This is a genomic window from Sphingomonas sp. BLCC-B65, assembly GCF_028550675.1.
In the GTDB taxonomy this organism is placed as follows: Bacteria; Actinomycetota; Actinomycetes; order Actinomycetales; family Microbacteriaceae; genus Microbacterium.
This window is the reverse complement of record NZ_JAQQGL010000001.1, coordinates 2,810,950-2,831,172: the sequence shown is the minus strand read 5'-3', so window position 1 is coordinate 2,831,172 and position 20,223 is coordinate 2,810,950. Positions and strand designations below refer to the sequence as shown.

The following is a 20,223-nucleotide window of genomic DNA, read 5'->3' as shown; positions in this document are numbered from 1 at the left end:
CGCGGGGGCCCGGTTCCACGGACCGGGCCCCCGCGCCGCGGCGTATCCCCCCACGAAAGCGAAGACCCGCGTGGCCCACTCCCTCACGATCACCGCGAGCAGTGTCGACGCAGGCCTGCTGGCGCTGCCCTGGTCCACACCCCTCGACGAGTGGGGCAAGGACACCATCGTCTCCCTGCCCAAGGGCCTTTCGCGCCACCTCGTCCGCTTCGCGGATCTGTCGGGCCGCGTGGTCGCCGTCAAAGAGACGACCGGCGAGATGGCCCGCCGCGAGTACGACATGCTGGGCTCCCTCGGCCGCCTCGATGTGCCGTGCGTGGAACGGGTCGCGGTGATCGACGGTCGCCGCACGCCGAAGGGCGACCCGCTGCCGGCCGCGCTCGTGACGGCGCATCTGAAGTTCTCGCTCCCCTACCGCGCCCTCTTCACACAGGTGCTGCGACCCGACACCGCCGGCCGGCTCGTCGACGCCCTCGCCGCGCTGCTCGTGCGCCTGCATACCGTCGGCTTCTTCTGGGGTGACGTGTCGCTGTCGAACACGCTCTTCCGACGGGATGCCGGGGCCTTCGCCGCCTACCTGGTCGACGCCGAGACCGGCGAGCTGCACGAGAGCGGCCTGACGCGCGGTCAGCGCGAGCACGACCTCGACGTCGCGCGCACGAACATCGCCGGCGAGATCATGGACCTCGAAGCCGGCGGCCGTCTCGAAGGCGGCGTGGATGCCGTCGCGATCGCCGACGGCATCATGTCGTCGTACCGCTCGCTCTGGGCGGCGCTGACCGACAAGGAGACCTTCGCCGCCGGCGAGGCCTGGCACATCACCGAGCGGGTCAAACGCCTGAACGATCTCGGCTTCGACATCGGCGAGATGTCGATCCGCACCACGCCGGACGGCACCACGGTGTCGATTCAGCCCAAGGTCGTCGACGCCGGCCACCACCAGCGGCGCCTTCTGCGTCTGACGGGACTGGACGTCGAGGAGAACCAGGCCCGGCGCCTGCTCAACGACATGGACGCGTTCCGTGCCCGCGTCTCGCGACTCGGCTCCGACGAGGAGATGGTGGCGCACGAGTGGCTCACCCGCGTGTTCGAACCGGTCGTGAAGGCGATCCCCTGGGATCTGCGCGCCAAACTCGAACCCGCCGAGGTGTTCCACCAGGTCCTCGAACACCGCTGGTACATGTCGCAAGCGCGAGGGCAGTCGGTGCCGATCGCCGAGGTCGTCTCGTCCTACATCGATGACGTGCTGCGTCACCGCCGGGACGAGGCCACGGTGATGGGTCCCCCCACCGAGACGATGGCGATTCCGGTGATCACCTCGGCGATCTCGACGATCGACGACGACGAAGACGAGGACGTCGACTGGCGCGACCTGGTCTGAACCCGGCGAGAGAGCGCGTCAGTACCCGACGGTGAAGCGCCGGCGCGAGTGCTGCGGGTTCTCGATCTCGTCGAGCACCGCCACCGCGAGATCGGCGCCGGAGATGTAGGACTGCCCCTCGGCATCGGTGACGATGACATCGCCACCGACCCGGTAGGTGCCCGTCCGCTCGCCCGGGTTGAAGCCGCCGAAGCCGCCGGCGGGGTGGACGAAGAACCAGTCGCGACCGGTCTGCTCGCCCTGAAGGTCCTCCAGAACACCGATCATCTCCAGCGCCTCGGCCTTGAAGGCGTCGGGGAAGTCGACGTCGACGACGCGAGGGCCCTCGGGAGCGACGAGGCTCCCGCCGGCGCCGCCGATGACGCCCAGCCGCACGCTCTCGGGCAGCACGGTGTTCAGCGCCTCCAGGTTGGGCCGCACGAGGCCCTCCATCGCACCGCGCGGCGCGACGGCGCTGATGACCACGTCCGCGCCCTCCAGCTGCGTCACCAGCCCGGGGATGTCCAGCAGCGTCCCCTCGACGTAGGTCGCACCGGGCACGCGGTCTGCGGCCACCGACCGTGACACCGACAGCACGGTGTGCCCGCGGTCCACAGCCTCGGAGACGATGTGGCGACCGGCGAAGCCGGTGCCTCCCAGAACGGCGATGATGGCCATCTCAGTGCTTCCTTTCGGATCGGCGTGCAGGTGGAGCGGGCGTCACTCGGACGCGGCGCGGATGGTGGAGACCTGGTAGAGCGCGACGGATGCCGCGATGCCGGCGTTGAGCGACTCTGCGGCGGAGGAGATCGGGATCGACACGATCTGGTCGCACGTCTCGGTGACCAGCCGTGACAGCCCCTTGCCCTCCGAGCCGACGACGATGACGACGGGCCGATCTGCCAGTTCGAGCTGGGGCAGCGCGACGTCGCCGCCGCCATCGAGACCGAGCACGAACACGCCCTGCTTCTTGAACTCTTTGAGCGTCGTGGTCAGATTCGGTGCCATCGCGACCGGAACCCGCGCCGCGGCGCCGGCGCTCGTCTTCCACGCGGCCGAGTTGACGCCGGCCGAACGGCGCTGGGGAATGATGAGTCCCTGACCGCCGAAGGCGGCGGTGGAGCGGATGATCGCGCCGAGGTTGCGCGGATCGGTGATGCCGTCCAACGCGACCATCAGCGGCGTCTGCCCCTTTCCGATGATCTCCTCCAGCAGGTCCTGGGGGTGCGCGTACTCGTACGGCGGCACCTTGAGCGCCACACCCTGGTGCACGCCGTCGAAGCCGGCCATACGGTCGAGCTCGGGGCGGGTGACCTCCATCACGGGGATACCGCGCTGGGTCACGATCGACAGCATCTCCTTGACGCGATCGTCCATCTCGACGCGCTGGGCGATGTAGAACGCCGTCGCCGGGATGCGTGCACGCAGAGCTTCGAGCACGGAGTTGCGCCCGGTCACGTTCTCGGTGTCGTCACCGGCCTTGGCCTTCGGCGCGCGGGACGGCGCCGGCTTCTGACCGGGGCGCCCCTTGCCGCCGGCGGCGGCGTAGCGCTCCATGGCGGCCTTGCGCTTGCCGGCGACGTGCCAGCTGCGGTCTTCGGCCTTGGGAGTCGGCCCCTTGCCCTCGAGCGCCTTGCGTCCGTTGCCGCCCGTGCCCTTGAGTGGGCCCTTCTTCTTGCCCTTGCCCGCGGAGGGGTTGCCCGGCTTAGCCATCATTCAGACTCCAATGGGTCCCGTCGGGACCGTCCTCGAGGACGACGCCGGCCGACGCGATCGCGTCGCGAAGACGGTCGGCGGCCGCCCAGTCCTTGTTCGCGCGCGCCTGCGCACGCTGGGTGATCATCGCTTGCAGCAGCGCGTCCAGGGCGCGCGCCTCGGCAGCACCTGCTTCGGGTCGCCATTTCGGGTCGGCCGGATTCATACCGAGAACGCCGGTCATGCGGCCCACTTCGACGAAAGCGCGGGCCGCGGCATCCCGATCGCCCGCATCCAACGCCGCGTTTCCGGCGCGCACGGTCTCGTGGACGACCGCGAGCGCCTGCGGAACGCCGAGGTCATCGTCCATCGCAGCAGCGAACGCCTCGGGGATATCGGCGGCCACCAGCGGCACCGCAGTGCCGAGCACCCGCGCGGCCCGCTGCTGGAACGTTCGGATGCGCTCGAGGGCCGCCTCGGCCTCGTCGAAGGATGCCGCGGTGAGATCGAGCGTGGACCGGTAGTGCGCCGCGCCGAGGGCGTAGCGCACGACGAGCGGGTCGCGGTCGGCCAGCACGTCCAGCGCGAGCAGATGATTGCCGAGCGACTTCGACATCTTCTGGTCGCCGACCGTGACCAGGCCGTTGTGCACCCAGTAGCGCGCGAACGCGTCACCCGCCGCACGCGACTGCGCCAACTCGTTCTCGTGGTGCGGGAAGCGCAGGTCGATGCCGCCGCCGTGGATGTCGAAGGAGGCACCCAGGTAGCGGCGGCTCATGGCAGAGCACTCAATGTGCCAGCCCGGCCTGCCCGGCCCCCAAGGACTCTCCCACACGGCATCTGTCGGCTCGTCGCTCTTGGCGCTCTTCCAGAGCGCGAAGTCGCGAGGGTCGCGCTTGCCGCGCGCGTCCGCGTCGGCCGCCGGCTCCATCGCGTCGATGCTCTGATGGGTCAGCTCTCCGTAGGCGGACCACGAACGCACGTCGAAATAGACGTCCCCGGCCGCGGCGTAGGCATGACCGCGTTCGATGAGGGTGGCGATCAGCTCCTGCATCTGCGGGATCGACCCGGTCGCGCGAGGCTCGTAGGTCGGCGCGAGGATGCCGATCGCGGCATACGCGTGCGCGAACTCGCGCTCCACGCGATACGCGAGCGCCCACCACGGCTCATCAGCGGTGGCGTTCTGCAACACCTTGTCGTCGATGTCGGTGATGTTGCGCACGAAGGTGACGCGCCCGAAGCGCCGGGTGAGCCAGCGACGCAGCAGATCGAAGGCGAGCGCCGCGCGCAGGTGATGGATGCCGGGGCCGGACTGAACAGTCGGGCCGCACACGTACATGCTCACGTGGGTCGGATCCTGCGGCGCGAAGTCGCGCAACGCCTGCACCTGGGTGTCGTAGAGCCGGACCGTCACCGCACCAGCCTACCCGCGCGCGCGAGACGCGACAGCGGCGCGGGCGTGGGGGCTCACACGGAGTAGACGAGCGCGACGGCGAAGGCGGCGACGCCGTCGCCCGTTCCCGTATAGCCGAGCCCATCGGTCGTGGTCGCCGACACGGCGACGGGCGCACCGAGCGCCGCAGACAGGGCATGTTCGGCTTCCGCGCGGCGCGCGGCAAAGCGCGGCCGGCGCGCCTGCACCTGCACCGAGACGTTGCCGATCGAGAAGCCGGCGGCCTCCACCAGCTCCCGCGTGCGGGCCAGGAACGCCTCGGCGTGGGCGCCGGCGTACTGCGGTTGATCGGTTCCGAAATGGGTGCCGATGTCGCCGAGTCCCGCGGCGGCGAGCACGGCGTCCACGATGGCGTGCGCGACGGCATCCCCATCCGAATGACCGTGCAGCGAGGGTTCACCGGGCCAGTGCAGTCCGGCCAGCCAGAGATCGCCGCTGCCGCCGACGGCATGCACGTCGGTGCCGACGCCGACGCGCGGCACCGACGCGGTGCGCCCCACCGGCGCGACAGCCAGGAGGGCTCGCGCGCGGTCGAGATCGCCCGGAGTGGTGATCTTGAAGCTCCGCTCATCGCCGGGCACCGTCCACACCGGTGTTCCCATGCTCTGCACGAGTGCGGCGTCGTCGGTGTGCTCGGCGGATGCCGCGGCATAGGCCGCGTCGAGAATCGTGCGGCGGAATCCCTGCGGGGTCTGCGCGGCCGCCAGTTCGGAACGCTCGATCGCCTCGCGCACGCGATCGCCGGACACCCGTTTGACGGTGTCGATCACAGGAAGCACCGGAAGCACCGCATCTTTGCCGTCCGCGAGCGCATCGATGACGCGCGCGAACACCTCGGGCGGAGTCAGAGCCCGCGCGGCGTCATGGACCAGCACGCGCTCGACGTCGGGCCACACGGCCCGCAGTCCGGCAGCCACCGACTCCTGCCGGCTGAGCCCGCCGGCGACGACCGTGACCAGGTCGTGCCGTTCGCCGGCGACGGCGCGCGCCTCGGTCAGGGCGTCACCGACGCGGTCTGAGGGAGCGACGATCACGACCTGCGCGGCCGGCGCGGCGAACACACCCTCCAGCGCGTGGCGCAGAACCGTGTGGGTGTCGAGACCCACGAACGCCTTCGGAACGCCCGCGCCCAACCGCTGACCGGATCCAGCCGCGACGACGATCACGGCAGTGTGGGGCACGGGAACCAACGGGTCGCTCATGCACCCGACACTACCGACGTGGCGCGCCGTCTTCCGGCGGATGCCGTGATCAGCTCGCGAGAACCTCGTCGAGGACCCCCGAGGCGTGATCCTCATCGGCCTTCAGCGCCAGAGCGATCTCGGACACGAGGATCTGACGAGCTTTGGCCAGCATGCGCTTCTCACCGGCGGACAGGCCGCGGTCCTGGTCACGACGCCACAGGTCACGAACGACCTCGCTCACCTTGATCACGTCGCCGGACGCGAGCTTCTCGAGGTTGGCCTTGTAGCGGCGCGACCAGTTGGTGGGCTCTTCGGTGAACGGTGCGCGCAGCACGTCGAACACCTTCTCGAGACCGTCCTTGCCGATCACGTCACGAACACCGACCAGGTCGACGTTGTCGGCAGGGACCTCGATGATGAGGTCTCCCTGCGTGACATTCAGCTTCAGGTACTTCTTGGTCTCGCCCTTGATGATCCGGTCCTTGACCTCGATGATCGTCGCGGCCCCGTGGTGCGGATAGACGACCGTCTCGCCAACCTCAAAAAGCATGCAGTTATGTCCTTTCGGCAAAGTCCAGAATACCACAGGCGACATACGCTAAGGTTCGCCGGCTGAGCATCCGCGGCGGGGGCGCCGGGGTGGCGCCGCGTCGCGGCATAGAATGAGCACACACCGACTCGTCCAGGAGGATCCGTGAACACGCGCCGTCTCGCGTCCGTCGCCCTCGCCGCCGTTGTGGTCCTCTCCACCGCCGGCTGCAGCATGATCTCACCGCAGGCCACGACCATCAGCTACTCGGCCGCTGAGGGCGTCAACATCACGCACTCGGCACCCCTGAAGGTGCGCAACGCGCTCTTCGTCGCCAACGAGAAGGGCACCGAAGCCAACTTCCTCGCGGCGATCGTCAACGACACCGACACCGACGAGACGCTGCTGGTGGGCGTCGAGGGCACGACCCAGCGAGTGCCGGTCGCCGCGCACTCGACCGTCAGCCTGGGCTTCGACGGCGCAGAGCCGCTGCTGTTCACCGGCCTGTCGGCCAAGCCCGGTACCGACGTGCGCACCACGTTCCAGTCCGGCACCGGCGAGGCCGTCGAAGACCGCGTTCCGGTCTTGGACGGCACCCTGTCGTACCTGAAGGACTTCGTTCCCGCGAACTGATCCCGCTCACGGATATCGGCGGCGTCCCTCTGCGCGAGGGGCGCCGCCGATGTGCGTGGCGTGGCGGACCGACGCGTCAGGCCTCGAAACGGTACCCGAGGCCCCGCACGGTCAGCAGCATGACCGGCTCGCTGGGGTTTCGTTCGATCCGTGACCGGATGCGCTTGATGTGGACGTCGAGGGTCTTGGTGTCGCCGAAGTAATCGCTGCCCCACACCCGGTCGATCAGCTGACCACGCGTCAGCACACGCCCCGCGTTGCGCATGAGCACCTCGAGCAGCTCGAACTCCTTCAGAGGCATCGGAATGATCTCACCGTCGACGGCGACCGTGTGTCGATCGATGTCCAGGACGACTCTTCCACCGTCGACGACACTGTCATCCAGGCCCAGCTCGGGCCCTTCGCTGCGTCGCAGCACGGCGCGCATCCGCGCGAGCAACTCGCGTGACGAGTACGGCTTGGTCACGTAGTCGTCGGCGCCGAGTTCGAGGCCGACGACGATATCGACCTCGGAGTCCTTCGCGGTGAGCATGATGATGGGCACCTTGGAGGTCGAGCGCACCACCCGGCACACCTCGGTTCCCGGCATCCCGGGAAGCATGAGGTCGAGCAGCACGATGTCGGCGCCGCGCGATGCGAACGCGTCGAGCGCCGCGGGGCCGTCCTCGGCGATCTCGACCTCGAATCCCTCGCGGCGCAGCAGATAGGCGAGCGGATCGGCCAGATCGGGCTCATCCTCGACGATCAGGACGCGGGTCATCGCTTCTTCTCTCCTTTCGCCCGCGCACCATCGCGGGCGGCCTTCTTCTTCTTGCGCTTCTTCGGAACGGGAAGGTCGTCGGGCGCCGGAACGGCAGGCAGTCGAACGGTGAACGTCGACCCGCGCCCCGGACGCGACCAGACCTCGACCTCTCCCCCGTGCCGCTGCACCGCGTGCTTGACGATCGACAGCCCGAGACCCGTGCCGCCGGTGCGGCGCGAGCGCGCCTGGTCGGCACGATAGAACCGCTCGAACACGCGTTCCTGCTCGTCCTCCGGAATGCCGATCCCCCGATCGGTGACCGCGATCTCGACGACCCCGCCGTCCAGTTTCACGCCGACGCCGACCTGGCCGCCCTGAGGTGAGTACGCGATCGCGTTGGCCACCAGGTTGGCGACGGCCTCGGTGAGCACCTGCACGTCGCCGCGGACGTACGCGTGCCTCTCGCCCCCGCGGGCCACGGTGATGGCGGCCGAGTCTGCGGCGACCGACTGGGACTCGATGGCGGCGGCGACGACCTCGTCCACGGACACGTCGCGCAGTTCAGTCAGATCGTCGGCGGACTGCAGCCGTGAAAGGTTCATGATGCGCGACGTGAGCTGGCTGAGCCGGGCGGCCTCGGCGCTGAGTCGAGCGGCGAAGTGACGCACCTGCTCGGGATCGTCGGCGGCCGACTCGACCGCCTCCGCGAGCAGGCTCACCGCACCCACCGGCGTCTTCAGCTCATGACTGGTGTTGGCGACGAAGTCGCGGCGCATCTCCTCGACGCGCTCCCGCTCCGTGATGTCGCGAATGACGATGAGGATCAACCGCGGTGTGATCACGCTCGCCCGGGCCGAGACCAGCCGCGGCTCGACGCCGCGCTTGAGCCGCATCGTCTGCGTCTCCGGCGCCTCGGTCCGACGGACGGTCCGGGCGAGGGCGCGCAGCTCATCGCCCGGCAGCGCGTAGTCCTCGTGCATGCCGAACAGCTCCGCGGGCGCCGAGACGGCAACGATCTGCAGCGACGTGTCGACGACCACCGCGACTTCGTCCATTCCCTGCAGCACAGCCGCCGTGCCGTCCGGCAGAGCCGTGGATGCCGCGACACGCGCGCGATCGCGTGCGCGCAGCGCGATCAGCACGAGCGTGGCCACTCCGCCGCCGAGGACGAGACCGAGGATCAGCGCGATCACCGGCTGCAGGGACTCCATGGGTCCCAGCGTAGGGTGGTTGGACACCGCAGATTCACGATACGGATCAACACCGGACACCCCGTCGGCAACGTTCATCGCTGCGGCACCGATCGTTAACCTTGGCCCGCGATGATCGCCGGGTCAGTGGGCGGCACCGTGCCTGCCCGCCGGAAGAGAGGCTCTCTCATGCGCGAAGTGTTCCACCAGTCGCTCGAGGACGTGCAGTCGCGTCTCGTCGAGATCGCCGAGCTGGTCACGGAGGCCATCGACAAGGCCACGCGCGCCTTCGGCACCAGCGACGTCGCCCTTGCCGAAGAGGTCATCGAAGCCGACCAGACGATCGACGACAAGGCGGTCGCGCTCGACGAGCTGGCGATCCAGATCCTCGCGCGTCAGCAACCGGTCGCCCGCGATCTGCGCATCGTCGTCGCCGCGCTCCGCGTCAGCGCCTCCCTGGAGCGCATGGGCGACATCGCCGAGCACATCGCTCAGCTCACCCGCATGCGCTTCCCCGAGCGCGCCATCCCGAAGGGGCTGAAGGGCACCTTCACCAAGATGGGTGAACTCGACGTCGAGGTCGCGAAGACCCTCACCGAGCTGCTGCGCACCGAAGACCTCAGCTACCTCGAGACGCTGCGCACGCTCGACGACAAGGTCGACGACCACCACCTCGCCGTCTTCGAGAAGGTGCTGAGCGAGAACTGGCAGGGCGAGGCGGGAGCCACCGTCGATGCGACCCTCGCGAGCCGCTACCTCGAGCGCTTCGCCGACCACGCCGTCTCGGTGGCCAAGAAGGTCGCCTACCTCGCCACCGGCGACTGGACGCCCGACACCGACACGATCGCCGTCATCATCGCCGAGGGCGAATCGCTCGACGGCGCCGAGTAAGACGTCGCCTCCGCCTGGGCGGGGGGTGCAAGACGAAGAGGGGGATGCCGGTCGGCATCCCCCTCTCACGTTCGTCCGGTCGCGGGCCGTCAGCCCTTGCCCTGGCTCGCCACGGCGGCGGCACCGGCAGCGGCGGCCTCGGGATCGAGGTAGGCGCCCGGCTCGAGCGGCATGAGGTCCTCACCGAGGCGGTACACGAGCGGAATGCCGGTGGGGATGTTCAGCTCGGCGATGTCCGCATCGCTGATGCCGTCGAGATGCTTCACGAGTCCGCGCAGCGAGTTGCCGTGCGCCGTCACGAGAACCGTCTTCCCGGCCTTCAGATCGGGAACGATCTCGTTCTCCCAGTAGGGCAGGAGGCGGTCGATGACGATCTTCAGCGACTCGGTGCGCGGGACGTCACCGTCGATGCCGGCATAGCGCGGGTCGTTCACCTGGCTGTAGGGCGAGTCGTCGGGAAGGGCCGGCGGCGGCACATCGAAAGAGCGACGCCACAGCATGAACTGCTCCTCGCCGAACTGCTCGAGGGTCTCCGCCTTGTCCTTGCCCTGGAGGTCGCCGTAGTGGCGCTCATTCAGGCGCCACGACCGCTTCACGGGGATCCACAGGCGGTCGGCGGCGTCGAGCGCGATGTTGGCGGTCTGGATCGCGCGACTGAGCAGCGAGGTGTGCAGCACATCGGGCAGGATGCCGGACTCCTTCAGCAGCTCACCGCCGCGCGCGGCCTCGCCGCGACCCTGCTCGGTGAGGCGGACGTCCACCCATCCGGTGAACTGGTTGGTCTTGTTCCACTCGCTCTGCCCGTGGCGGAGGAGGATCAGCGTGTACGGCGCGGTCATGCTCGTCATCCTACCGGCGCGCGCGCTGGCATCATGGGGGGATGCCGCCGGAGAAAGCCCCCGCTCACGGGGTGGTCGGTCAGATCACGCGCGGCACGACGAACACCAATCGACTGCGTCGCATCGACCGCTGGATCGCCCGGCATCCGGCGCTGCGGCGCACCGCCGATCCGTTCGTCGTCGACCTCGGCTACGGCGCGAGCGCGGTGACCGTGCTCGAACTCGAGCGGCGCCTGCGCCTCGTGCGCCCCGACGTCGAGGTACTCGGGCTGGAGATCGACCCCGCCCGCGTCGAGCGCGCCCGCACGCAGCTCGTCGAGGTGCGCGCGGGGCGCACGGCGTTCGCGCCCGATGCTCACGTCTCGTTCGCCCGCGGTGGGTTCGAGGTACCCACGCCGCGCGGACGCCGACCTGCGGTGCTGAGAGCGTTCAACGTCCTTCGGCAGTACGACGAGCACGAGGTGAAGGACGCCTGGGGGCGCATGGCACAGCGACTGCATCCGGACGGCATTCTCGTGGAGGGCACCTGCGACGAGCTCGGCCGGATCTGCACATGGGTCGAGGTCGGCGCCGACGGGGCACCGCGAACGCTCACTCTGTCGTTGCGGCTCGCCGAACTCGCCTCGCCGTCGATCGCCGCCGAGCGCCTGCCCAAGGCTCTCATCCACCGCAATGTGCCCGGCGAGGCGGTGCACGACTTCCTCCGCGCCCTCGACGGAGAGTGGACGCGCGCCGTCGGCACCGCCTCGTTCGGCCCGGTGCAGCGCTGGCGCGCCGCGCTCGACGCGATGCACGCGACGGGCTGGCCTGTGCACGGCCGGGCGCGCTGGCGTCTGGGCGAGGTCACGGTGCCGTGGAGTCTCATCGCTCCCCGCAACTGAACGCCCGGCGGCCGCTCAGACCCGCGGGATGGCAGCGCGCGCTTCGGCCGCAGGCATGCCGGCGGCGGTCATCAGGTCGACGGCCAACGGCCGCAGCGCCCCGATGAGCGTCTGATCCACGGCGGAACTGCGGTCGGCGAGCACGCGGGGGTCGAGGCGTCCGGCCACAGCGCGGATCGCCTCTCGCGCGGCGGGCTCGTAGGAGATGTCGCCCAGAGCATCGGAGATCAGCCGGGCGCCGGCGGCGAGTTCGGCGAGCAGATCGGCGGCGATCGGCCGTGGCTGTCGGTCGTCGCTGAGGTAGACGACGCGGCGCGCGATGACCCGGAGATTGCGCGTCGCGAGATCCAGGTGGTGCCGCACGCGGTCCTGCCGCTGGAACTCGGAGCGCTGGCGTCGCAGGAACGGAGAGATGCGGGCGATCTCGGAGCCCGACTCCACCCCCGCACGCCACTGGTCGACGAGGCTCTGCAGGCCGCGTGCCATGGCGAGACCGCGCTGGGCTCGCACCGGATCTCCCCGTCGCAACGCCTGGACGAGAGTCGTGACCGCGCCGTCGAACGCGGTGAGGAGCTGAGCACCCTCTCGCGTGACGGCACGCAGCGGACTGCGTGGCAGGAGAGCCGTGACCAGCAGGGCCGCCACGCCCCCGACGATCCCGTCGATCATGCGGATGAAGGGGACGCTCACGGGAATGACCATGACGATGGCCGACTGCACCGCTGCCGCGATGGCGAACGCCGGCTGCGGCGAGAGGAAGCGGGCGACGACGAGAGACGCCGCCAGTGTCAGTCCCAGTTGCCACCAGCCGATGCCGGCGACGAAGACGATGAGCTCGGCCACGAGGATGCCGACGACCATCCCGACCACGGTCTCCAGCACGCGCCGCGGGCGCGCATCCCGCACCAACCCCAGACTGGAGACCGTCACCGTCGCCGCGAGCAGGGGCGCCGCGTGTCCGAGTACGTAGTGGGCGAACGAGAACGCCGCCGTGGCCGCGACGACGATCTGGACGATGGCCGGCGCGGAGACCGCGACGCGGTCCATCCCGGCGCGGGGATGCCAGCGGGCTCGGCGACGGGTGACGATCGCCGCGGTGGACGGCCGAGAGCTCTCCGGCGATGACGCGGCGGGTGACACCGGCGTCAGCGGCGCCGGGAGAGCCGCGGCATCCGCGGGATCGATGCGGTGCGCCCGGCATCGGGGGGAACGATGACCTCCTGCGCGGCCGCGACGCGACTCTCGTCCACGGCGACCGTCAGATCGGCGTCGACCGGAACCGTGCGCTTGACGTATGCCAGCGCGATCGGCCCCTCTTCGTAGTGGCGTGCAACGGAGGTCACGGCGCCGACGACCTCGTCGTCGAGGAAGACCTCTGCGCCCCCGACGGGCAGGTCGGCATCGCTGCCATCGAGTTGCAGGGCGACGAGTCGGCGCGGCGGATGCCCGAGGTTGTGCACCTTCGCGACCGTCTCCTGGCCGCGGTAGCAGCCCTTGTCCAGGTGCACGGCGGTGCGCAACCAGTCGGCCTCGTGAGGCAGCGCTCGCCCGTCGGCCTCGGTCTCGGCGCGCGGACGCCACGCGGCGATGCGGACGGCATCGACGGCCATCCATCCCGCGACGGGCTGCTGGCCCGACGCCGCGGCCTCGGCGAGGCGCGGCACGGCGTCGACCGGCACGACCGCCTCCGCCCAGTCGTACGACTCCCCCGGGTGCGGCGCGGCAGCAGCGTACCCCCACCCGCCGACGGCGACCGCGGGCCACGGGTCGCGCCAGACGGCGAGGGGCTCGAGTGCAGCGACCGCTTCGGAGGTGCCGCCGACCACGCGCACCTCGTCGGAGAGGTCCTGCGGCTCGACCCGCAACCGGAACCGCATGCGGCTCAGCCACGACAGGAGCGCGGCCGAACGGGAGCGGTCGACGATCAGCCACGTGCGCACACCGTCGTCCACGACGGCGGCAGCGTGTTCGACATGGCCCTGCGGGTCGAGCACGAGCAGTTCCGTGCTGGTGCCCGGAGCGAGCGCCGTCAACGCCTGGGAGGTGATGGAGTCCAGCCAGCTCAGACGGTCGACCCCGTCGATCGCGAGCACGGCGCGGTCCTCGAGCGGCGCGAGCGCGCGTCCGGCGACGAGATCACGCTGCTCGCGCGCCGGCGCCGCCACGTGCGCCAGCCCACGCTCGTCGACGACGGCACCGGGAACGACGGTGAACGCGCTGGCGACGGCGGCAGAACGGGGCGCCTCAGACATGCTCACTCGGCCCGCGCCAGTCGTGCCGACGCGTGCGAACCGAGCTCGCCGCCGAGCGCGGCGATGTCCCATGCCCAGAGCAGGTGGCCGTCAACGAGGCCGTACATCCGGGTCGCCGCGGTGTAGACCTTCGCGCTGGCGGGGCGCACCACGGCATCCGTCGCCAGATCGATGCGCGGACCGCGGACCTGCCCGACGTAGAGCTCGCTGATGCCGTCCGAGTGCACGATCGCGACCTCGAGATCGAAGCCGCCCTCCTCGTTGCGCAGCGACTCGACGTCGTCAGCCGTCCGCCCGGCGTCGCGCACCGCCGACGGCGGCAGCAGCGCCGGCCCGGGATCGGCCTGCCCGAGGGGGCGAGCCAGGCGCCAGTATCCGGTCTCCGCGACGAGGGGCGCGCGCGTCTCGTCGTCGGCGACGAACCATGCGCTCGCGGCGTAGTTCACGTAATCGCCGCCGTCGTGACTGAAGCTCACCCGATGGGCGAACTCGCCGCTGAACGAGACATCGCCGGCTTCATAGTCGATGACGCCGGTGCCTTCCCAGACACCGAGCAGCCACGAGAGAGGGACGAGATCGGCCGGCAGGTCGGTCGGCAGGTCGATCATGTCGATCAGCGCTGGCCGCGGTAGAGGTTCTTGATCACGACACCCGACACGAAGACGATCGCGAGCGAGGCGAGCGCGAGCAACCCGACGAAGAAGAGTTCGAGTGCGAGCAGGTCCATACCTTCACTCTACCGTCACGCGAACATGCTGGAGAGTCCGAGACCGAGCCCGATCAGGCCCATCACCACGAACGCACCGAGAGTGCTCAGCGCCACCCGGCGCAGGAAGCCCTGCGAGTGCCCCTGCACCAGCTGCACGACGAAGGCGAGGATGAGGCAGGCGGCCATGCCCACCGGCATCCATGCGGCGCGCCACTCGCCCGGAGCGACGGCGCCGATCACGATCGCGATCACCGCGCCGGCGGCCCAGACTCCGACGATGCCGCCGTACTCGGCGCGGGGCGCCAATCCGGGAAGCGTCATCCTCCCATTGTCGCCGACACGCGCACTGCGCGCACGTCGCGCGAGCCGCCGCGCACGGCGCCCGTGCGAGCGGGTTCTAAGATGGGGGCACGGTTCGGGGGCATCCGAACCCGAAGGGACCCCCATTGGCTCAGCTTCTCGTCTTGAGTTCCGCCCCGGGCGGGGGCCCCGTCCTGCCTGCGCTCGAGCTGCTGAGCCATCGCGTCCGCCAGATTCCCGCCGAACCGGCGCAACTCGTGAACGCGCCGAGCTCGGATGTCATCTTCGTCGACGCCCGCGCCGACCTGGTCGGGGCGAAGTCGCTGTGCAAGATCCTCAACACGACGGGCCTGGACGCGCCTCTGGTACTCGTCGTGACAGAAGGCGGGCTCACCGCGGTGTCCACCGACTGGGGCATCGACGACGTGATCCTCGTCGGCGCCGGGCCCGCCGAGGTCGACGCGCGCATCCGGCTGGCGGTCGGACGTCAGTCCGCCTCTCAGGTGTCCAGTCGCATTCAGACCTCCGGCATCACGATCGATGAGTCGTCCTATTCGGCCAAGGTGCACGGCAAGCCTCTGGATCTCACCTACAAGGAGTTCCAGCTGCTGCACTTCTTCGCCACGCATCCGTCGCGCGTGTTCACGCGCGAGCAGCTGCTGAGCGAGGTGTGGGGTTACGACTACTTCGGCGGCACGCGAACCGTCGACGTGCACGTGCGACGACTGCGCGCCAAGCTCGGCGATCTGGAGCAGCTCATCGGCACGGTGCGCAACGTCGGCTATCGCTTCAACGTCTACGAGGACGACCAGATCCCTTCGTCGCACGAGGCCTCTTCGGCCTGATGACGCGGCGGCGAGCGCCGCGCGACGTCGTGGTTAACGCGTCGGTCACCTGGCCCTGACATGATGAGGGAATGATCGACACCGACGTTCTGGACACCGGACTGGGCGACGAGGACGACGACGACTTCGACGAGATGGTCGAAGACGGCGACGCCCAGCTCCCCGAGCACCGCTACATGGATCGCGAGCTCAGCTGGCTCGCCTTCAACCAGCGCGTGCTGGAGCTCGCGGAGGACCCGTCGCTGCCCGTGCTGGAGCGCAGCAACTTCCTGGCGATCTTCGCCAGCAACCTGGACGAGTTCTTCATGGTGCGCGTGGCCGGCCTCAAGCGCCGCATCGTGACCGGCCTCGCGGTGCCGACCAACGTCGGTCGCGCCCCCCAAGACGTGCTCGCCGACATCTCCGACGCTGCCCACGCCCTGCAGCTGCGTCAGGCGAACGCCTGGCTCGGGATGGTCCAGCCCGCACTCGCCGAGGCGGGCATCGAGGTCGTCTCCTGGGACGACCTGTCGGTCGATGACCGCAACGAGCTCTCCGAGTACTTCCAGTCCCAGGTGTTCCCGGTGCTGATGCCGCTCGCGGTGGACCCGGCGCACCCGTTCCCCTACATCTCCGGCCTCTCGCTGAACCTCGCGATCCGCATCCGCAACGCGAAGACGGGTCGTCAGGAGTTCGCGCGCCTGAAGGTGCCGCCCATGCTCCCGCGCTTCGTCGCCGTGCCGGGAGACGCCGGGCGGGCGCGATACCTGCCGCTCGAGCAACTCATCGCCAACCATCTGGGCGACCTGTTCCCGGGTATGGAGATCCTCGAGCACCACGCGTTCCGCCTCACCCGCAACGAGGACGTCGTGATCGAGGAGGACGAGACCGAGAACCTCATCCAGGCGCTCGAAGCCGAGCTGCTGCGACGCCGGTTCGGTCCGCCGATCCGCCTCGAAGTCACCGAGGACATGGACGACGTCACCCTCGACCTCCTGATCGCCGAACTCGACATCACCGAGCAAGAGGTCTACCGCCTCCCCGGCCCACTCGACCTGCGGGGTCTGTTCGACCTGTCTCGCATCGACCGTCCGGAGCTGCACTATCCGGCGCACGTGCCGACCACGGCTCCGGCCTTCCAGCCCGCCGAACAGAACGGGCGCGCCGATCTGTTCGCCGCGATCCGCAAGGGCGACGTGCTCGTGCACCACCCGTACGAGTCGTTCACCACGAGCGTCGTGAGCTTCCTCGAGCAGGCCGCGCGCGACCCGCACGTGCTCGCCATCAAGCAGACGCTCTACCGCACCTCCGGTGACAGCCCGATCGTTCAGGCGCTGATCGATGCCGCCGAACGCGGCAAGCAGGTGCTGGCTCTGGTGGAGGTCAAGGCGCGCTTCGACGAGGCGGCCAACATCGTCTGGGCGCGCAAGCTCGAGAAGGCGGGCGTGCACGTCGTCTACGGCTTGGTGGGGCTGAAGACGCACTGCAAGCTGCTGCACGTCATCCGCGAGGAGGACGGCATGCTGCGCAGCTACAGCCACATCGGCACGGGCAACTACAACCCGAAGACGAGTCGCATCTACGAGGACTTCGGCCTCTTCACCGCCGACGAGCAGGTGGGTCGCGATCTCACGCGCCTCTTCAACGAGCTCAGCGGCTACGCGATCGAGAAGAAGTTCAAGCGCCTGCTGGTGGCTCCCCTGCACCTGCGCAAGGGGCTGCTCCGCCAGATCGAGAACGAGCGACGCCACGCCCTCGAGGGAAAGCCGGCACACATCCGCATCAAGGTCAACTCGATGGTGGACGAGCAGATCATCGATGCGCTCTATCGGGCGAGCCAGGCCGGTGTCCGCGTCGACGTCTGGGTGCGCGGCATCTGCTCACTGAAGGTCGGACTGCCCGGCGTGAGCGACAACATCACCGTGCGCTCGATCCTGGGCCGCTACCTCGAGCACTCGCGCATCTTCGCGTTCGCCGGCGCCGGCGACCCTCAGGTGTTCATCGGCAGTGCCGACATGATGCACCGCAACCTCGACCGGCGCGTCGAAGCCCTCGTGCGCGTCGTCGCGCCCGCGCAGATCAAGGAGCTCGTCGACCTGTTCGATCTCGCGATGAGCGCTGAGACGAGTTCGTGGCACCTCGAGGACAGCGGCGAGTGGAAGCGCCACAGCACGGATGCCGACGGCAAGCCGCTCATCGATCTGCAGGACCGCACGATGGCGCAGGTGCAGCGCCGTCGTCGGGCGCGGGCGGTGCGATGACCGACACCGCCGTCTACGCGGCCGGCGGCGTCGTGTGGCGCGTCGTCGACGGCAAGCTCCGCGTGCTGGTCATCCATCGCACGGCCTACGCCGACGTCACGATCCCTAAGGGCAAGGTCGATCCCGGCGAGAGCCTCGCCGAGACCGCCGTGCGCGAGATCTTCGAGGAGACCGGAATCCGCGTGGCCCTCGGCATCCCCGTCGGCGTCTCGCGCTATCACATGCCCAACAAGCGGCAGAAGATCGTGCACTACTGGTCTGCCGAGGCGACGGATGCCGCGATCCGCACCTCCGCGTTCGTGCCCAACAAGGAGATCGCCGCCATCGAGTGGCTTTCGCCGAAGAAGGCGCTCGCGAAGCTGTCGTATCCCGTCGACGTCGAGATCATGGAGCAGTTCCTGCGCTACGTCGACGACGGTGTGCTGCAGACGTTCCCCATCGTCGTGCTGCGCCATGCCCGGGCCCTGCCCCGTGAGGACTGGGACGGCTCCGACGCGGCGCGACCGCTCACGGCCCGCGGGACGAAACAGGCGGCGGCCGCCGTCGGGCCGCTTCGCGCCTTCGGTGTGCGCAAGATCGTCTCCAGCGACGCCGTCCGGTGCGTGACCACGGTCACCCCGCTCGCGGCGGCGATCGGCAAGGACATTCACCGCACCTCGGCGCTCAGCCAGGACGCCTGGGAGGACGGCACGTCGGACGTCCGCTCGGTCATCGGACGCCGTGTACGCTCGCGCAAGCCCGCGGTGCTGTGCAGTCACGGTCCGGTGCTCCCCGGCATCCTGTCGGAGCTGGCGCTGGCGACGGGAACACTGCACGGTTCCTACCTCGGGAGCGCGTCCGCTCTGGAGACCGGCGCGTTCTCGGTCGTGCACCTCTCGGCATCCAATCCCGGGTCGGGCATCATCGCGATCGAGACCCACGAGCCGAAGCTGTAGGCCGGTGGAGGGGCTCCGCCTGGCGTGGGCGCGGGTGCCGGCCGCACGGCCCGATCGGCGGACGGTCGCGTGGGCTCTGTTGCGGGGGCTGCTGGCCGATGCCGGGTCGCCGCACGCGGTGCTGACCAACCCCTGCCCGCGGTGCGGGGGCCCGCACGGCCCCGTGCGGGTGAACGACGAGCGGTGGTTCGCCGCGGTGACCTACGCCGGTGCGACGGCCATCGTCGGCATCCATCCGCGGGCCGGGGCGGCGGGCTTCGCCCTCGACGCGGAACCGTTGCACGATTCCGTGCGAGAGGCGGCGGGCGGCGCGCCCGGCGGGCTGCGGCGGTGGGTGCGTGTGGAGGCCGCCCTCAAGGCCACCGGTCTCGGCCTGCGGGTGGACCCGGCATCCGTCCACGTCGCGGCGCGGGACGACAGCACGGACTGGAGCGCCTCCGTGCCCGACGAGGCGCGACAGCGCGTCGTCACCGCCCGCGGTCAGGATCTCTCCTGCGGGCCGCCGGGCATCCTCCTCTGCGCCGCACTGGTCCCCTGAAAGCAGAGCGGGAGGCTCACTCTCGGCGCTCGTCCTCCCGCGGACGGCGCGCCAGCGTCACGGCGGAGCCGATGGTGAGCACGAGCCCGCCGATCAGCGCAGTCGCCGTGGCCGTCAGGAGCCACGGCGACGCGGGCGTACGCGATGCCGACTCGATGCCCAGCGTGACGGCGAGCGCAACGCCGACGAGACAGATCACCGCCCCCATGACCGACAACAGCCGCAATACGGTTGTCGAGAACATGACCGCCCCTCTCACTGACCCCAGCAGCCGACGCCGCCGGTGACGTACACGTTCAGTCTGTGTCGCACGAGTCAAGGGCCGTCTGCCAGCCCCATCCCCAGAAGCCCGTGTAGCCGCGCGCGCCCGAACACGTCGCCGCGGCGGCAGCGACGGTGCGCGCCTGCGGCGTCGTCTGGGCATCGACCGACGACGTCATGCCGACGACATCGTTGCCGGCGGCCGTGTAGGTCGCCGCGTAGTCTGCGACGTCGGACGCGCTCACCCCGGCCGCGAGTGCCGCCTCGGCGTCGAAGACGCCCGTCGCCGTGTCGGTCGCACTCTCCAACCGGGAAAGCGCCCGTTCCTCTGCGGCCGACAACTGCGAAACCGGGCCGTCGAGGGGGCGCTGCGCGGAGGGAGATGACGCGGGATCCTCGGCAGCCGTGGCGGGGCTCGCCGTCAGGAGACCCCTGCGAGGAGGGCGGCGGCGGCGACAGCCGCCACCGGACGCAATTGCCGTTTCATGATGATCTTCACTTCCGTATCGATGTTCCTCCGCGTGCCGGTAGCGGCGGCTTCACCGTAGGCGAGGGCCGTCCGGGCCTCAAGGGTGCGCTCAGAGCCGGCCACACGCCGTCGCCGGATCCGCGAAGGTCGTTTTCCTTCGCTCATCGGGAGAATCCAGCGAGACTCGCGCGATGGCACGCGACCGGCTTCGTCGACGAAGGTCGGTGCTCACGTGGTCGATCGGATGCTCGCTGAGCTCCGATCGCCCCGGCCGGCG

Annotated in this window: 23 protein-coding genes; 8 read left to right on the top strand and 15 right to left on the bottom strand. The window is 69.9% G+C overall.

The genetic code is table 11. The features are described 5' to 3' along the window. Positions 1-1,381, top strand: a 1,381-nt coding sequence (locus PP359_RS13355; protein WP_499250801.1) for a DUF4032 domain-containing protein, incomplete at its 5' end; no start/stop codon positions are given. Between the two features lie 18 nt (positions 1,382-1,399). On the opposite strand, the gene PP359_RS13350 is transcribed toward PP359_RS13355, so the two are convergent. From PP359_RS13350 to PP359_RS13330, 5 genes are read right to left on the bottom strand one after another with little or no spacing between them, the layout of a single operon-like run. Then, positions 1,400-2,038: an NAD(P)-dependent oxidoreductase gene (locus PP359_RS13350; protein WP_112930959.1), complete on the bottom strand. Its 639-nt coding sequence runs from the start codon at positions 2,036-2,038 to the stop codon at positions 1,400-1,402. A gap of 42 nt (positions 2,039-2,080) precedes the next feature. Further along, positions 2,081-3,073, bottom strand: a complete 993-nt coding sequence (rlmB, locus tag PP359_RS13345; RefSeq protein ID WP_036286382.1) for a 23S rRNA (guanosine(2251)-2'-O)-methyltransferase RlmB — start codon at positions 3,071-3,073, stop codon at positions 2,081-2,083. After that, the gene (gene cysS / locus PP359_RS13340; RefSeq protein WP_499250800.1) at positions 3,066-4,469 is read right to left on the bottom strand and encodes a cysteine--tRNA ligase; all 1,404 of its coding nucleotides are present in this window, start codon (positions 4,467-4,469) and stop codon (positions 3,066-3,068) included. Before cysS ends, rlmB begins: the two co-directional genes overlap by 8 nt. A gap of 53 nt (positions 4,470-4,522) precedes the next feature. Continuing rightward, positions 4,523-5,710, bottom strand: coding sequence for a 2-C-methyl-D-erythritol 4-phosphate cytidylyltransferase (gene ispD / locus PP359_RS13335; protein ID WP_499250799.1), 1,188 nt, complete (start codon positions 5,708-5,710; stop codon positions 4,523-4,525). A 49-nt stretch (positions 5,711-5,759) separates the two neighbouring features. Then, entirely contained in the window at positions 5,760-6,242 is a 483-nt protein-coding gene (locus PP359_RS13330) for a CarD family transcriptional regulator (RefSeq protein WP_005051117.1), read from the bottom strand. A 144-nt stretch (positions 6,243-6,386) separates the two neighbouring features. Here PP359_RS13330 and PP359_RS13325 point away from each other — a divergent pair, with 144 nt between their 5' ends. Further along, positions 6,387-6,854, top strand: coding sequence for a DNA modification methylase (locus PP359_RS13325; RefSeq protein WP_135949376.1), 468 nt, complete (start codon positions 6,387-6,389; stop codon positions 6,852-6,854). A 76-nt stretch (positions 6,855-6,930) separates the two neighbouring features. Here PP359_RS13325 and PP359_RS13320 read toward each other — a convergent pair whose 3' ends face one another. Then, a complete protein-coding gene (locus PP359_RS13320) occupies positions 6,931-7,614 on the bottom strand; it encodes a response regulator (RefSeq protein ID WP_036315340.1) in 684 nt (227 codons plus the stop codon). Further along, positions 7,611-8,807 (bottom strand): sensor histidine kinase, encoded by a 1,197-nt coding sequence (locus PP359_RS13315; protein ID WP_036315342.1) that lies wholly within the window; start codon positions 8,805-8,807, stop codon positions 7,611-7,613. The genes PP359_RS13320 and PP359_RS13315 overlap by 4 nt, the downstream gene beginning before the upstream one ends. Before the next feature lie 168 nt (positions 8,808-8,975). Between PP359_RS13315 and phoU the strand changes: the two genes are divergently transcribed. Beyond that, positions 8,976-9,677: a phosphate signaling complex protein PhoU gene (phoU, locus tag PP359_RS13310; RefSeq protein ID WP_039411820.1), complete on the top strand. Its 702-nt coding sequence runs from the start codon at positions 8,976-8,978 to the stop codon at positions 9,675-9,677. Positions 9,678-9,766: 89 nt separating this feature from the next. Here phoU and PP359_RS13305 read toward each other — a convergent pair whose 3' ends face one another. Next, the gene (locus PP359_RS13305; protein WP_036315343.1) at positions 9,767-10,516 is read right to left on the bottom strand and encodes a phosphoglyceromutase; all 750 of its coding nucleotides are present in this window, start codon (positions 10,514-10,516) and stop codon (positions 9,767-9,769) included. 41 nt (positions 10,517-10,557) lie between these two features. Here PP359_RS13305 and PP359_RS13300 point away from each other — a divergent pair, with 41 nt between their 5' ends. Beyond that, positions 10,558-11,397 (top strand): class I SAM-dependent methyltransferase, encoded by an 840-nt coding sequence (locus tag PP359_RS13300; protein WP_294946936.1) that lies wholly within the window; start codon positions 10,558-10,560, stop codon positions 11,395-11,397. Positions 11,398-11,412: 15 nt separating this feature from the next. Here the strand turns inward: PP359_RS13300 and PP359_RS13295 are convergent, their stop codons facing one another. From PP359_RS13295 to PP359_RS13280, 4 genes are all read right to left on the bottom strand, one after another. After that, the gene (locus PP359_RS13295; RefSeq protein ID WP_499250798.1) at positions 11,413-12,537 is read right to left on the bottom strand and encodes an FUSC family protein; all 1,125 of its coding nucleotides are present in this window, start codon (positions 12,535-12,537) and stop codon (positions 11,413-11,415) included. Between the two features lie 5 nt (positions 12,538-12,542). Beyond that, positions 12,543-13,649, bottom strand: coding sequence for a CAF17-like 4Fe-4S cluster assembly/insertion protein YgfZ (gene ygfZ / locus PP359_RS13290; RefSeq protein WP_433718723.1), 1,107 nt, complete (start codon positions 13,647-13,649; stop codon positions 12,543-12,545). A 2-nt stretch (positions 13,650-13,651) separates the two neighbouring features. After that, positions 13,652-14,257: a heme-binding beta-barrel domain-containing protein gene (locus PP359_RS13285; RefSeq protein ID WP_433718725.1), complete on the bottom strand. Its 606-nt coding sequence runs from the start codon at positions 14,255-14,257 to the stop codon at positions 13,652-13,654. A 134-nt stretch (positions 14,258-14,391) separates the two neighbouring features. Further along, positions 14,392-14,679: a hypothetical protein gene (locus PP359_RS13280; RefSeq protein WP_036315349.1), complete on the bottom strand. Its 288-nt coding sequence runs from the start codon at positions 14,677-14,679 to the stop codon at positions 14,392-14,394. 143 nt (positions 14,680-14,822) lie between these two features. Here PP359_RS13280 and PP359_RS13275 point away from each other — a divergent pair, with 143 nt between their 5' ends. The 4 genes from PP359_RS13275 (at position 14,823) to PP359_RS13260 (ending at position 19,216) form a co-directional block, all read left to right on the top strand. Further along, positions 14,823-15,503, top strand: a complete 681-nt coding sequence (locus PP359_RS13275; protein ID WP_499250797.1) for a response regulator transcription factor — start codon at positions 14,823-14,825, stop codon at positions 15,501-15,503. A gap of 71 nt (positions 15,504-15,574) precedes the next feature. Further along, a complete protein-coding gene (locus PP359_RS13270; RefSeq protein ID WP_039411805.1) occupies positions 15,575-17,743 on the top strand; it encodes an RNA degradosome polyphosphate kinase in 2,169 nt (722 codons plus the stop codon). After that, the gene (locus tag PP359_RS13265) at positions 17,740-18,678 is read left to right on the top strand and encodes an NUDIX hydrolase (protein ID WP_036315353.1); all 939 of its coding nucleotides are present in this window, start codon (positions 17,740-17,742) and stop codon (positions 18,676-18,678) included. The genes PP359_RS13270 and PP359_RS13265 overlap by 4 nt, the downstream gene beginning before the upstream one ends. 4 nt (positions 18,679-18,682) lie before the next feature. Beyond that, a complete protein-coding gene (locus PP359_RS13260; protein ID WP_433718728.1) occupies positions 18,683-19,216 on the top strand; it encodes a 4'-phosphopantetheinyl transferase family protein in 534 nt (177 codons plus the stop codon). A 16-nt stretch (positions 19,217-19,232) separates the two neighbouring features. Here the strand turns inward: PP359_RS13260 and PP359_RS13255 are convergent, their stop codons facing one another. The 3 genes from PP359_RS13255 to PP359_RS13245 all read right to left on the bottom strand — a co-directional run bounded on the left by PP359_RS13255 (position 19,233) and on the right by PP359_RS13245 (position 20,111). Next, a complete protein-coding gene (locus PP359_RS13255; RefSeq protein ID WP_433718730.1) occupies positions 19,233-19,460 on the bottom strand; it encodes a hypothetical protein in 228 nt (75 codons plus the stop codon). Between the two features lie 52 nt (positions 19,461-19,512). Continuing rightward, a complete protein-coding gene (locus PP359_RS13250) occupies positions 19,513-19,785 on the bottom strand; it encodes a hypothetical protein (RefSeq protein WP_499250796.1) in 273 nt (90 codons plus the stop codon). Positions 19,786-19,898: 113 nt separating this feature from the next. Continuing rightward, positions 19,899-20,111 (bottom strand): hypothetical protein, encoded by a 213-nt coding sequence (locus PP359_RS13245; protein WP_499250795.1) that lies wholly within the window; start codon positions 20,109-20,111, stop codon positions 19,899-19,901. Between the last annotated feature and the right edge of the window lie 112 nt (positions 20,112-20,223).